Source organism: Cutibacterium sp. KB22876, from assembly GCF_059728865.1.
This window is the reverse complement of record NZ_AP040858.1, coordinates 459637-472608: the sequence shown is the minus strand read 5'-3', so window position 1 is coordinate 472608 and position 12972 is coordinate 459637. Positions and strand designations below refer to the sequence as shown.

Here is a 12972-nt window from a genome sequence, read left to right as displayed (position 1 = left end):
ACGGCTCGCCGGTGCAAATCACCAAGAAACCGGCATATTGGTCGGCATGGTTGAGGGTTCCCCGGGTCGGGTGACAGTTTTCGACACCGGCCCGACGGACCCCCGGCTGACGAGACGCGCGTCGGGGTGGCCCGCCCATCGGCGAGCCACCCCCACGAGGAGTTGGGCTCAGTCCCTCGTCATCAGTCGAGGACGGTGTACGTGATCGGGGTCGTTCCCTGTCCGAGATCGGCGATCTCGGCGAAGGAGGCACGTGAAAGGTCGACGCAGCGACCGGCGACGTACGGGCCACGGTCGTTGATCCGGACGACCACCGAGCGACCGTTACGGACGTTGGTGACGCGGATGTGAGTACCCAGGCTCAGGGACTTGTGAGCGGCGGTCATGGCGTTCGGGTTGAACTGCTCGCCCGAGGCGGTCGACTGCGGCTCGTCGTAGAACGAGGCGACGCAGCGTGCATCGGCGCGACCCGAACCCTTGTTCGAGTCACCGTCCTTGGCGTGGTGACGCGAGGGACGGGTCGTGTCGCGGCTGGTGTCTCCACCCTTGTGCTTGACGGGTTCGGCGTGCTTGATGGGCTGGGCGGCGGGCACCTTGCCGCTCAGGTGGGTGCGGTAGACCCAACCGGTGTGGCCGTTGGCGCGGACCTCGACCCAGTTGCCGCGGGCGTCGCCGGTGACCTTGACGCCGGTTCCTTCGGCCAGGGAGGTGACGATGCTGGCCTTGGGGGTGGGGGCGGTGCGCACGTTGACGCCGCTGGTGGTGTGGGTGGAGGCGCCGTCCTTGGCATGCTTGGTGGACTTGGCGGGCTTGGAGTGCTTGACGGGTTCGGCGTGCTTGATGGGTTCGGCGTGCTTGATGGGCTGGGCGGCGGGCACCTTGCCGCTCAGGTGGGTGCGGTAGACCCAACCGGTGTGGCCGTTGGCGCGGACCTCGACCCAGTTGCCGCGGGCGTCGCCGGTGACCTTGACGCCGGTTCCTTCGGCCAGGGAGGTGACGATGCTGGCCTTGGGGGTGGGGGCGGTGCGCACGTTGACGCCGCTGGTGGTGTGGGTGGAGGCGCCGTCCTTGGCATGCTTGGTGGACTTGGCGGGCTTGGAGTGCTTGACGGGTTCGGCGTGCTTGATGGGTTCGGCGTGCTTGATGGGCTGGGCGGCGGGCACCTTGCCGCTCAGGTGGGTGCGGTAGACCCAACCGGTGTGGCCGTTGGCGCGGACCTCGACCCAGTTGCCGCGGGCGTCGCCGGTGACCTTGACGCCGGTTCCTTCGGCCAGGGAGGTGACGATGCTGGCCTTGGGGGTGGGGGCGGTGCGCACGTTGACGCCGCTGGTGGTGTGGGTGGAGGCGCCGTCCTTGGCATGCTTGGTGGACTTGGCGGGCTTGGAGTGCTTGACGGGTTCGGCGTGCTTGATGGGTTCGGCGTGCTTGATGGGCTGGGCGGCGGGCACCTTGCCGCTCAGGTGGGTGCGGTAGACCCAACCAGTGCGGTGGCCGGCGCGAACCTGCACCCAGTTCCCGTGAGCCTCGCCGGTGACCTCGACGCTGGCGCCGTCAGCCAGCTGGTCAATGACCTGCCCGGACGGAGACGGAGCCGTGCGCACGTTGACGCCGCTGGTGGTGCGGGTGGCAGCGTTGTCGAGGGCCGGACGGTTCGTGTCACGGCTGGTGGACGAGTCGCCCTTGGTGTCGGTGTTCGGCTTGGCTGGAGCGGGGGCTGACTTGCCGGTGGTGAGGTAACGACCGTAGATCCAACCCGACTTGCCATTGACGGAGACAGGGAGCCAGCCGCCGTCAGGACGACCTGTGACCTGAACCTCCTGACCACGCTCGGCAACGGTGAGAACCTTGCCGGCATTGGCGGAGTCGTCACGAACGTTGACCGGGACGGTCGCGACCATGGTGTCGGGGAGCGGGTCGGAGCCCAAATGAGCCGGGCGGACGTTCTCCGCAGTGAGGAAGCGCTGGTAAATCCAGCCGGTGGTTCCGTTCACGGCGACGGGGATCCACCCGCGCACCTTCTCGCCGGTAACCTGCACCGACTGGCCACGGGCCACGACGGTGAGCACCTTGCCGGAGTTGGAGGATGCAGAGCGCACGTTGACATCCGTTGTCGCGTACATCGTCTGCGTGTTAGCTGCGTGTGCGACCGCACCGATGACGGCGGGTGCAACAACGCTGATACCGGAGGTGAGGGCGATGGTGGCGGCAGCACCTCGGACTGAGCGCTTGGGGCGGATCACGGTGTGACTTCCTCTCGCCAATGAAGGCATCGGGGCTTTCGATCCCGGCGTTTCCGGGATGGGTGGGACATTAGGAATTGCCGACCGATGGACTCAAAGACATTGAGGGTTCGAGCGTGTCGCGGCAACCGCCGTCAAGGTGCTCTGGTTGACGTAGCGAACCGCGCTGTAAAGCCAAAAGACGGCGTCAAGGAGTGAGGACCCCCTGACATGGTGAAACCCTCTACCTTGTATCGAGGTAGAGGGTTTCACCATGTATCGAGGAATCGACTCAGAGTGCGCTGAGCTTCTGCCAGCCCTTCCAGTCGTAGCACCAGCAGCCGATGCCCTCGCGAGGCTTGAGCTGGCGGTTGGATCCGGTGCAGATGACGGGATCCCCGGCCGCGCAGAGATTGAAAAGCCACTTGGCGTTCTCGGTGGACATTCCGACGCAGCCATGCGAGACATTGGCACTACCCAGAGAACCTGCGGACCATGGGGCGGCGTGAATGAACTCACCGGTGTAGGTGAGACGCATGGCGTACTTCACCTTGAGGTGGTAATAATCCGAACTTCCTTTGGGGAAGCCGACCGTCGAGGAGTCCATGATCCTGGTGCGATCACGCTCGATGATGACCTTGGTGCCAGATCGGGTGGTCGTGTTCCCGCCGGGCCTGCCCGTCGTCACCGGGATGGAACGTGCAACCTTGCCGTTGACGACGACGTCCATCCTGTGTTTGTTGATGTAGATCTTCAGGATGCGGGAATCGCCGACGCGGAAGGAACCCTCGACGTTGCGGGTGATCCAGCGATGGCTCGACGTGGGCAGTCCCTTGAGCTTGCCGCGCACGCTGACCTTCGTGCCGGCCTTCCAGAAGTCCTTGGGGCGCCACATGAGCTGGGACTGGTCAAGCCACCCCCACGACCCCTCCTGTTTGGGGGAGACGTCGATCTCCATCGCCTTCTGGATCTTGGCGCGCATGCCGGCGTCAATGACATCCTTGCGGAACTTGATGATGACAGGCATGCCGACGCCGACGGCGGCATCCTTGTAGAGCATCTCGGCGACGTTGATGTCGCCGTCGAGGCTCTTGACCTTCTTGGTGACGGTTGTCGTCGGTCCGGCATGGGAATCCGTGTTCGTCAGGGTCGCCGTTACGGTGTAATGGGTGTTGAGGCTCCAGGGTTCCTCTGGAGTCCACATTCCGTTCTTGAGGGTTCCCTTCACCTCGTCGTCGTCCTTATCGGTGACCTTGACGTCCTTGAGGGTGCCATTGGCGACGGCGAACTTCAGGGCGTCGCCCGGCTGCAGCTCGGTGATCGGGTGGTCCGACGTGATCGTCAGAGCTGCTGGGGTCGGGGTCGGGGTAGGCGTCGGGGTCGCGGACGACCCACCGGCGTTGCCGCCGGAACCAGAACCGTCCTCGTCCAAGGGCGTCTTGGCGCAAGCTGCAACGGTCATTGGCAAAGTCACGGCACCTGTGGCCAGAACCGAACGCCGGGTCAGTCTCGACGGCACAGTACCTCCATGTTTTGTGTGCGAAATGAGAGCCATGGTCCATTTCGATGGGAAGACGAACGGGATATATCGTACAGCGCCGGACCGGCGACTCCCCAAACGTCAACTGGGCCGAAACGGGAACGTTCACTGCCCGCTGATCAGCCTCGGACGGTCCTTTCACGAGGGGCAGTCATGGCCTCCAGATACCCTTGCATGAACATCACCGTGTGAAACTGACCTGGAGGCATCTCATGTCTGACTGCGACCCGACCCCGCCCCGCCAGCGCCCCGACTGGCTGACCTGGCTGATCGTCGTCATCGTGACGATCATTGGCATGACGATCCTCGGGCTGTGGGCGTGGGCCATGGCTCGGTGATTCGTGGTGGCAGTTGGAGCTTGTCTGTGCGGTTGCAATGAAGTGAGAACGGATCTCGCCACGACACATTCCCGTAGCTAGTATGCAGACAGGAAGGCCGGCACCCTCCTAGCCGGAATGTGAAGATGCGATTTCTTTCAGGTAATCCCGTGAAGGCCGCTGTTGTCATTACGATCGCTGCGGCCAGTCTGTCCTTGACCGCCTGTGGTGGGAATTCCGACCCTTCCAAGGCTGCCGACAAGGCAACAAGCGTCGCCACCAGTGCAACCCCTACTCCTGCACCGGATCCGATCTTCACGAAGGGAAAAGTCAACAGGGATGATTTTTCTCATGATCTCACCGAAGGTTTAAAGAAGATGAGGACGTACCACATGGAAGGCTCCATGGGTGTCGCAATGTCTGGTGAGAAGCACACCATGAAGCTGTCCTCCGACTACGACGGCCATGATCAGTCGGCTCCGAAGGCGCATGTCCTTGTGTCTGCTCCCGATGAGGGGAAGGATGCAGACGTTGTCATCCTGGGCAAGGACGTCTACCAGAGGAGCGGATCGAAGTGGGTCAAGAGCTCCAAGACTGGTGTCGGTATGGGCCAGGCCGATGTCGCGAAGACCGTCCGCGAGTCCACCAATGCGATGGAGTCCGTGACCTATGTGGGTGAAGATCCCCGCGGGCATCGGTTCGACGTCGTGCTCGATCCGGCCAGGATGGGCGGGAGAGAGGCGGCCGCCACCATGAATCAGAAGGTGAAAACGACGTACTGGCTCGACGATGCCAAGCGGGTCGTCGGGATGAAGATGTCGACGGGCGCCGAAGGGGCTGGCGTCACGATGGACATGACCCTGTCGAAGTTCGCGGAGCCCGTCAGGATTCCCAAGGTTTCATGAAGAATCAGTGATTCTGGGTCGTCCTACCGTCAGGGTGGGACGACCCAGTTGCGCCAGGGAGCGCCTAACATCGAGGGTGGGAAGGCCGGCACACCCCCAGCCGGACAAATGCATGCGAGTGTTTTCAGGTACCCCGTTGAAGGTTGCTGCCCTGGCCCTGGTTGCAACGACGAGCTTGTCTCTGACTGCGTGTGATGGTGGATCAAAGGCTGATGACAGTCACACCAGCTCCGCAGCAGCTGACCCGCTGTCCAAGAAGGGGAAGGTCGACAAGGCGAGGTTCATCAAGGAGGTCAAGACCTCCATGGCGACGGTGAAGACCTACCGCATGGAGACCTCTCTGGACGGCTCGATGAATGGCCAGAAGATGAATATGAAGGCCACCACGGACTACGACGGCACGGATTCTTCCAAGCCCAAGGCTCACATGGTCACGACCACCCCTGAGTCGAGCGGGACCCTCGAGCAGGTGATCATTGACGATCAGACGTACACCAAACAGGGGTCGAAATGGCAGAAGACTCCCTCTCAGACCAAGAGCAAGAAGAACGATCCCGGCGACATGGCGGTTGGATTCACCCAGGGGATCGACAACCTGACTTACGTCGGCAAGGAATCCCGAGGCCATCGTTACGACGCCACCGTTCCGGCGTCCTCCGGTGGTGCCACCCCGAGCGCGTCGTCGAGCATTGGCCAGAAGAAGACCACTGGCAAGGTCACCTATTGGCTCGACGATGCCAAGCGGTTCAAGGGCATCAAGATGTCGATGCCGTCAGGGCAGGGCGGGGACATGGCTGTTGATGCCACCTTCTCCAAGTACAACGAGAAGGTGGAGATGCCGAAGGTCGCCTGAGTGCTGCTTCCCGATTTCCCCTGACGATAATCGTCAGGCCACCGGTTCGATCAGACAAGGGTCGGCCGGGTCGATCCTGCTCACCGAGTTGACGCGACGATCGACCCGGTCGACCTTCAGTTCGTTCGCGATCAAGTCACGTGCCTTGCTGATGTGGGCGGCCAGTCCCCGTGCCTGGGCCGCGTCGAGGCAGGCAGGATCGAGCCATTCGTCGAGGTCATTGTCGGTGAGGAAGACCGGCATCCGATTGTGGACCTGGCCAGCGGCGTCACGGGAGGGAGCGGTGATGATCGCCACCGTCGTCTCAAAGCCGGCGTCGATTTTTCGCGTCGCGGCGATGGCTGCTGCACTCAGGAGTCCGGACCCATGTATGTAGTGGGGAATTTTGTCACCGCGCTCCCCGGTCCACTCGAAATACCCCGTCATGGGAACGACGCAGCGCTGGGAGGCCATCGCGGTACGAAACATCCCATTGGTGGCGATGGTCTCGAGGCGTGCGTTGATGGGGCTGGGTCCTGGATTCCTAGCCCAGCCAGGCCGGAACCCCCACCTCGCGGGGGGCGAGGACCCGGGTGTCGTCCTCCTGGTGGAGGACAAGGACGATCGTCGACGGGGCGATGGAGTACCGCGGCTGCCAAGGGATGGCGAGGTCACTGCCATAGAGGCGCGCGACCTGGTCGCCGTCCATCCCGAGACTGAAACGTCCACACATGTGAACCAGATTGCCACGGTCACGGCTGGTCGGACCTGCGCATCACGAGGAAGAGTCGCGTAATGACCCTGGCTAGGTGTAACCACCACACAGGTTAGGTACATCGGGCTGGTTAGAGACAGCTGTGGCTGGACACGGGCGAGGGCCTCTGGGTGGAGTGTGTTGCTACCACACAAAGCACGACTCCCAAGAGGCCCTCATGACCCATCGTAATGCCCCGTTGTCCGAAACTGGACGTTTGTGCCTGGCCTGCTGCATCGTCGAGGATGGCTGGCCCCTGCGTCGGGCCGCCGAATGCTTCAACGTCAGCGTCACCACGGCCCAACGCTACCGCGCCCACGGGCCGGCCGGAATGCGTGATCACTCCAGCCGACCCCACCACCAGCCCCGACGGGTCTGCCGTCGCACGCAACGACGGGTGGTGGGATTGCGCATCACCCACCAGTGGGGCCCAGCACGCATCGCCTACCACCTACGCCACCAGCACCTCAGCGTCTCGACCGTCGGCAAGATCCTGCAACGCTACGGATGCCCACCCCTGACCTGGATCGACAAGGCCACCGGCGCCCGGCTACGCGCCCAGCCCACACCCGTCCGCTACGAACACGACACCCCCGGTTGGCTGGTCCACGTCGACATCAAGAAGCTGGGCCGGATCCCCGACGGCGGCGGCCACCGCATGGTCGGACGCGCCCAAGGAGTACGCAACCGTGGCCGATCCGCCAGCGGGGGTGGGTATCACTACATCCACAACGCCGTCGACGACCACTCCCGCCTGGCCTACGTCGAGGTCCTCAGCGATGAGCGCAAGGACACCGCCGCCGGGTTCTGGACCAGGGCCCAGGCCTGGTTCGCCAGCCAGGCCATCACCGTCAAGCCGGTCCTGACCGACCACGGCTCCTGCTACCGGTCCAAAGCCTTCAACAAGGCACTCAAAGACACCCACATCACGCACAAGTACACCCGGCCCTACACGCCCAAGACCAACGGCAAGGTCGAGCGGTTCACCAGGACCCTGGTCGCCGAGTGGGCCTACCCACGGCCCTACCCCAGCAAGACCGACCGCCTGGCCGAACTCCCCGGCTGGCTGCACCACTACAATCACCACCGCGGACACACCGCGCTCAAAGGCACATCACCCGCCGACCGCGTACCTAACCTGTCCGGCGATTACACCTAGACCTCAGTGCGGGGTTTGGCGAGACGTCGTCACAGGTTGCTGACGGGAGCGCCCTCGTGGCCTCGTCCTCATCCCAATCGGCGGACCGAGCAACCGTGGCTCCCGGCGGGTGGCGGCTGGAGTTCTCGTGTCCGCCAGAAGCGTTGTACGAGCGGCTCCGCGAGCATTTGCAGCGCTGGGGCAAGGCACATGACGCGAGAACGTTGCCCGTTGTCAAGCATGTGCGTGGCGACCTACCGGCCGCTACAGGGGGCGGTGATCGCCACCGTGTCGAGAACTGGAGCTTCGACGTCGCATCGGCTCAGCTGCGAAGATCGAGCCCCACCGGGGCGGCCGACGAAACGCCCGTCGTCCACCTCTCGGTGGTGGAGGCTGATGCCCGGATTCCTTGGATCCGGCTCCTCGCCACCGAGATGGTATCCATATCCCCTCCGTCCCCCGACGGGTCGTGTTCTGCCGATATCGAAGTCTTGCTGCAGCGAGACCACGCAGCGATCAGCGTTGTTTCCTGCACCCACTTAGCCTCATGATGGATCTGTTCCCTTCGCCCTCACAGGAGAGAAAATGAGCCAAGGTTCACCCCTAGTGGTACGTGATCAGGTCAATCAAGACCTGGTATACATGCCTATGGACGCGGCAACCGCACGAGAGATTGCGGATGATTGGAAATACCCGCCTCCTTATGATTTCTATGACATGACGGCGGATCCCGGGGATTATCGTGAATTCGTTACTCCCGAGCTGTGGCCGGAATTCTTCCTTCAAGTGCGGCAGGCCGGTCAACTTATCGGTTTCCTTTCCGGAGCTTTTCCGGAAGGGGGCGATGGTTTGGAGATTGGGCTAGGGATGCGCCCCGACCTTACCGGCGCCGGTTTGGGGCGGAACTTCATGAGGTGCAATTTGGCGAGGATTCGCCAGGAATACCCAGGCGTGGAGATTCGCCTGTCGGTCGCGTCATTTAATCTGCGGGGCATCAAGGTGTATGAGGCCAGTGGGTTCAAAGTTATTCGCTACTTCAAGCAGGTGACCAATGGCGGGGAATACGACTTCGTCGAGATGAAGCTCGGCGGGTGAAGCATCACTCGATCCCATCCATGGCGGACCGTAAGCTAGTGAAGAGAGATGTATGACTACCACACCCAGAATTCCGAAAAGTGTGTTTTGGCGGGTAGCCGCAACCTCCGGCCTCGGAGAGCTCTCGCAGGGGGTGGCCGACGTTGCCCTGCCACTCATCGCGGTGGGCGCCCTTGGCGCAACTGGATGGCAGGCGAGCGCCGTGACCGCGGCCGAGTCCGCGGGATTGGTCCTTTTCGGGCTCTTCGCGGGCGTAGTTGCCGATCGTCACAATCGAGTATCCGTCATCACGACCGCCAACGTGCTGCGCGCCGTGGCGTTCCTCGCGCTGCCGATAGGGGGGCTCTTTCAAGTAGTGAGCATTCCTATGCTTATCGCTCTTGGAGTCATCGCGGGCGCGTGTGGCATCTTCGCCGACACCGCAGCTCAAGCGCTGACCCCCAGCATCGCATCAGAGGAAGAGCTGCTGGCACGCAACTCCCAGCTGCACGCCGTGGACTCGGCGACCCAAATCGGGGCCCCTGCGCTCGCAGGAGCGATGATCCAATGGTTAGGTAGCCACGTCGCCGCTGGCGTGACGTCCATCGGCTACTTCTTGGCGGCCGCCCCGCTGATTGGTTGCAGGAAGATCGACGCCGCCAGGGTCCCCGGCACGGCAACCGCCGCCGAGCAGCGGAGCCTCTTTCGGGAGCTTAAGGTCGGATTCAGGGAGCTCTGGCACCAACGCGAGCTGTGAAGCACCATCGCCTGTACGGCAACATTCAACTTTGCCTACGGAATGCTACAGCCTCTGTTCTATCTATTTCTGCTGCGAGAACTTGGTGTCAGTGAGGGTATTGTCGGCTCAATTCTCGCGATGGGCGGCCTTGGCTCTGTGCTGTCTGCCATCTTCGCCGAAAAGCTGGTTGCAAGGATCGGGATTGGTGCCGCCATCTGGATGCCGGCGCTCATCGCGGGATGCAGTATCTCGGCGCTGGCGTCACTCAGTCCGCGCACTGCTCTCGTCGTGGGAGGGATTCTACAAGCGGTCTTGTCGATTTCGGTCACCGTATACAACATCACTGTCTTCACGCTGCGTCAGGCCAGCACATCGCCGGACATCCTAGGTCGGATCAGCGCCTCCAGTCGTGTGATCGTGTGGGGAACGGCCCCCTGGGAAGCTTGCTCGCCGGCTCATCCATGGCTTTCCTCGGGATCCGAGGTTCCTTGGTCGCATCAGGTTTGATTGCCTGCCTGTCGGCTCTCTGGATCCTCGCCTCCCCGATCCGAAAGGTGCAACACATGACGGAGTTCCGACGTGATCACTGAAGTCCCGAATTCGGCCGGAGCGACGTCAGCGCCTCCGGCTCCACGGCGTGTGCAGTACCGGAGCGACTGCCTGCTGCGCAGCGCTGGATTCCCGGTGGCAACGTTGCATGTTCTGCGCAGGAAACCGTCCGCTAACGTGGCCGAGTCCTCCATCAGAGCTCAAGACCTCGACGAACTGTTCATCGAACAGGTTGCGCGAATTTGTCGAGAGACGCCTGTCGGGGAGGCGTTAGCGTGGCAAAACCCGGGCATCCTGCAGAACAACCTGACAACTCTCGAACCGGTCAACAACCGCAAGAACCGGCGCCGGGCAGATGCACTGTTTGCCTATATCTCGCGCTACGTGGCCAAGAATGACACCATCGGTTTCTTTGGCCCCCTTTGCTGGGGTACCATTGATCAGTCGACGCGCACGTCCTTCGTGGCCCAAGAGCCTGCCCTGGGGCGGCGTGAGATCTACTTCGAGTCGTGGGCGGTCGACGAGCTAGGTGTCCGGGATCAGCGCACCTCGTCGGATACCGTTCGTCCCACCGGTGACATCGTCAGCCACCACTGCTCGCGGGGACGACGGTGAGCGGAGTCGACGAGGGAAGGCATCGTCTCCATCTTGCTGGGGCGCATGTCCGACTCGTTGACACCGATGAACCACGGCCCGTCCTGGTGGGCGGCCAACTCGTCGTCAATGAGGTTGAGAGCGCGATACGCGAGACGATTGGCCAGCAACCGGTCGAAGGGGGAGGGCGACCCACCTTGCTGCATGTGCCCCAGCACCACTTGGCGCACGTCGTACATGCCGTGGGATTCCTCCTCCAGTAGTCGAGCGATGAAGTCGGTGGTGTAGTTGCGGGAGGCGTTCTCGTTGCGAACGGCCAGGAATAGACGCCGTCCGTGGGCGAAGGACTCCCGCAACCAGTGGACGTCATTGGCCAGATCGTCCAGGGAGATGCCGTCCTCATTGGTGTAGATCCGCTCGGCACCGGCGGCGATGCCGGACATCAGGGCGAGGTATCCGCAGTCGCGCCCCATCGTCTCGACGACGAAGCACCGACGCGAGGCGATGCCGGACTCCTTGATCTTGTCCATCGCCTCGACGATGATGTTGAGGGCGGTGTCGGCACCGATGGACAGCTCGGAACCGGGGAGGTTGTTGTCGATCGAGGCCGGGATGCACACCGTCGGGATGCGGAAGGCGGGGTAGCGGTCCCGTTCCGTCGTCATGGTGTGGATGCCCTCGTAGGCCGAGTATCCGCCGATGACGAGTAGGGCGTCGATGTGGTTGTCCTCCAGTGCGCGGCTGACGGCGTAGAGGTCACGGGTGCTCGGGGTTTCGCGGCGGGTGCCCAGCTCAGCACCGCCTTCCCCGGCCCAGCCCTCGACGTCACTCCAGGCCAGTTCCGCCATGTCCCCGGCAGCCAGGCCGACGAATCCGTTGTGGATTCCGATGACGGTGTGGCCACGAGAAATACCCAACCGGACGGCCGCGCGGGCAGCAGTGTTCATGCCCGGGGCAGGGCCGCCGGCGTGCATGATCGCAATCCGCTTGCGGTCGGCGTCCTCGCCCCCCTCGGTCTTGGTGCGAGCGGGCTCGCTGAGCTCGGTGAAGATGGCGTCCATCTCGACGAAGGAGCGTCCCCTCATCCTCATGGCCTCGTTGTAACGCCCCTGCTCGATGAGACCGGGCACCGACTTGGTGTCGGCGACGGCCTTGACCAGGGGCAGACGGTGGATGCGGTTAGCGCCGGTTCCGATGACGCGCCCCTCGGCCTCCGGGGTCGTCGAAAGTACCTCGTGAACGGCGTGGTAGCCGAGCCAGGTGGAGGCCCAACGGTCGTAGGCCGAGGGGCGTCCGCCGCGCTGGACGTGGCCCAGGATGGTGACGCGGGCGTCCTCCCCGAGCTTGTCCTCGAGGACCTGACGGACGTACTCGGAGGTGATGCGGTTACCGGCGCGATCGGTGGCTCCTTCAGCGACGATGACGATTGAGTCCCGGCGCCCCGACTGTCGGCCGCGCTTGAGCTCGGCACACATCCGATCCTCCCAGCCGTCTTCCGGTGGGCGCTCCGGGATGAGCACATAGTCGGCGCCACCGGCGACTGCCGCCATGAGGGCGAGATAGCCGCAGTGACGACCCATCACCTCGACGACGAAGGATCGCTGGTGGCTGGCGGCGGTGGAGGTGAGGTCGTCAATGGCATCGACGATGCGGTGCAGAGCCGTGTCCGCGCCGATGGTCATGTCGGATCCGACGAGATCGTTGTCGATGGAACCGACGAGTCCCGCGATCATGAGGGAGGGGTGCTCGCGGGCTACCTCGGGGCTCACCCGACCCGTGTCGACGAGTTCGGCGACGAGATCGGTCCACTCGGTGCGCAGCACGTCCAAACCAGTGAGCGAACCATCGCCGCCGATGACGACGAGACGATCAATTCCGTGCTCCAAGAGGTTCTGAACGGCCTTCAGCCGACCTGAGCGTTCGCGCATTGCCTTGCAGCGGAAGGTGCCGATCACGGTGCCGCCACGGTTGAGGATCGAACCGACGTCATCCCATCCGAACTTCCGGATGCCGTCGCCTCCGTCGATCATGCCTTGGTAGCCCTCGTAGATCGCATAGACCTCGGCTCCCACGCTCAATGCAGAGCGCACCACGGCGCGGACAGCGGCATTCATTCCCTGGGCGTCGCCACCGCTGGTCAGGATGCCGATGCGCAACCCACGACCGTCGGGGAGGGTTGGGGTAAGCCTCAATTCGTCATCAACACGCACAGTTCAATATTGCCGCGTCAGAGTGGCCGGAGGGTGAACTGTGACGGTGGGGACGGTGAGTCGGGGATTTTCGTCTCTGGTGCGGTGAGCGTTCGGTGTTG

General features: G+C 63.2%; 12 protein-coding genes and 2 pseudogenes. 8 read left to right on the top strand and 6 right to left on the bottom strand.

Annotated elements, in window-relative coordinates; translation table 11 throughout:
• Positions 1 to 182: 182 nt before the first annotated feature.
• The 3 genes and pseudogenes from AC6I1W_RS02215 to AC6I1W_RS02205 all read right to left on the bottom strand — a co-directional run.
• A pseudogene (locus tag AC6I1W_RS02215) lies at positions 183 to 746 on the bottom strand (septal ring lytic transglycosylase RlpA family protein); the annotation flags it as partial.
• Positions 747 to 893: 147 nt separating this feature from the next.
• A pseudogene (locus AC6I1W_RS02210) lies at positions 894 to 2270 on the bottom strand (SH3 domain-containing protein); the annotation flags it as partial.
• Between the two features lie 241 nt (positions 2271 to 2511).
• Positions 2512 to 3681 carry a L,D-transpeptidase gene (locus tag AC6I1W_RS02205; protein WP_270237523.1) on the bottom strand — a complete coding sequence of 390 codons (1170 nt, stop codon included), beginning with the start codon at positions 3679 to 3681 and terminating at the stop codon, positions 2512 to 2514.
• Between the two features lie 290 nt (positions 3682 to 3971).
• On the opposite strand from AC6I1W_RS02205, the gene AC6I1W_RS02200 reads away from it, so the two are divergent.
• From AC6I1W_RS02200 to AC6I1W_RS02190, 3 genes are all read left to right on the top strand, one after another.
• Complete coding sequence (locus tag AC6I1W_RS02200; RefSeq protein ID WP_256998330.1) at positions 3972 to 4097, top strand: hypothetical protein; 126 nt, start codon at positions 3972 to 3974, stop codon at positions 4095 to 4097.
• A 149-nt stretch (positions 4098 to 4246) separates the two neighbouring features.
• Positions 4247 to 4981, top strand: a complete 735-nt coding sequence (locus AC6I1W_RS02195) for a hypothetical protein (RefSeq protein WP_497743517.1) — start codon at positions 4247 to 4249, stop codon at positions 4979 to 4981.
• 112 nt (positions 4982 to 5093) lie between these two features.
• Positions 5094 to 5834 carry a LolA-like protein gene (locus tag AC6I1W_RS02190; protein WP_270237520.1) on the top strand — a complete coding sequence of 247 codons (741 nt, stop codon included), beginning with the start codon at positions 5094 to 5096 and terminating at the stop codon, positions 5832 to 5834.
• 33 nt (positions 5835 to 5867) lie between these two features.
• Here the strand turns inward: AC6I1W_RS02190 and AC6I1W_RS02185 are convergent, their stop codons facing one another.
• Together AC6I1W_RS02185 and AC6I1W_RS02180 are read right to left on the bottom strand one after the other, a co-directional pair.
• A complete protein-coding gene (locus AC6I1W_RS02185; RefSeq protein WP_270237519.1) occupies positions 5868 to 6431 on the bottom strand; it encodes an SOS response-associated peptidase in 564 nt (187 codons plus the stop codon).
• Positions 6358 to 6522 carry an SOS response-associated peptidase family protein gene (locus tag AC6I1W_RS02180; RefSeq protein ID WP_216362428.1) on the bottom strand — a complete coding sequence of 55 codons (165 nt, stop codon included), beginning with the start codon at positions 6520 to 6522 and terminating at the stop codon, positions 6358 to 6360. The genes AC6I1W_RS02185 and AC6I1W_RS02180 overlap by 74 nt, the downstream gene beginning before the upstream one ends.
• A gap of 223 nt (positions 6523 to 6745) precedes the next feature.
• Between AC6I1W_RS02180 and AC6I1W_RS02175 the strand changes: the two genes are divergently transcribed.
• From AC6I1W_RS02175 to AC6I1W_RS02155, 5 genes are all read left to right on the top strand, one after another.
• Entirely contained in the window at positions 6746 to 7726 is a 981-nt protein-coding gene (locus AC6I1W_RS02175) for an IS481 family transposase (RefSeq protein WP_497743516.1), read from the top strand.
• A 564-nt stretch (positions 7727 to 8290) separates the two neighbouring features.
• Entirely contained in the window at positions 8291 to 8800 is a 510-nt protein-coding gene (locus AC6I1W_RS02170; RefSeq protein ID WP_016666486.1) for a GNAT family N-acetyltransferase, read from the top strand.
• 82 nt (positions 8801 to 8882) lie between these two features.
• Positions 8883 to 9536 carry an MFS transporter gene (locus AC6I1W_RS02165; protein ID WP_065673090.1) on the top strand — a complete coding sequence of 218 codons (654 nt, stop codon included), beginning with the start codon at positions 8883 to 8885 and terminating at the stop codon, positions 9534 to 9536.
• Positions 9537 to 9578: 42 nt separating this feature from the next.
• Positions 9579 to 10025: an MFS transporter gene (locus tag AC6I1W_RS02160; protein WP_138774618.1), complete on the top strand. Its 447-nt coding sequence runs from the start codon at positions 9579 to 9581 to the stop codon at positions 10023 to 10025.
• Between the two features lie 219 nt (positions 10026 to 10244).
• Positions 10245 to 10682, top strand: coding sequence for a lantibiotic dehydratase (locus tag AC6I1W_RS02155; protein ID WP_065673092.1), 438 nt, complete (start codon positions 10245 to 10247; stop codon positions 10680 to 10682).
• Here the strand turns inward: AC6I1W_RS02155 and AC6I1W_RS02150 are convergent.
• Positions 10607 to 12853 (bottom strand): 6-phosphofructokinase, encoded by a 2247-nt coding sequence (locus tag AC6I1W_RS02150; RefSeq protein ID WP_171048654.1) that lies wholly within the window; start codon positions 12851 to 12853, stop codon positions 10607 to 10609. The genes AC6I1W_RS02155 and AC6I1W_RS02150 overlap by 76 nt on opposite strands.
• Positions 12854 to 12972 lie beyond the last annotated feature (119 nt).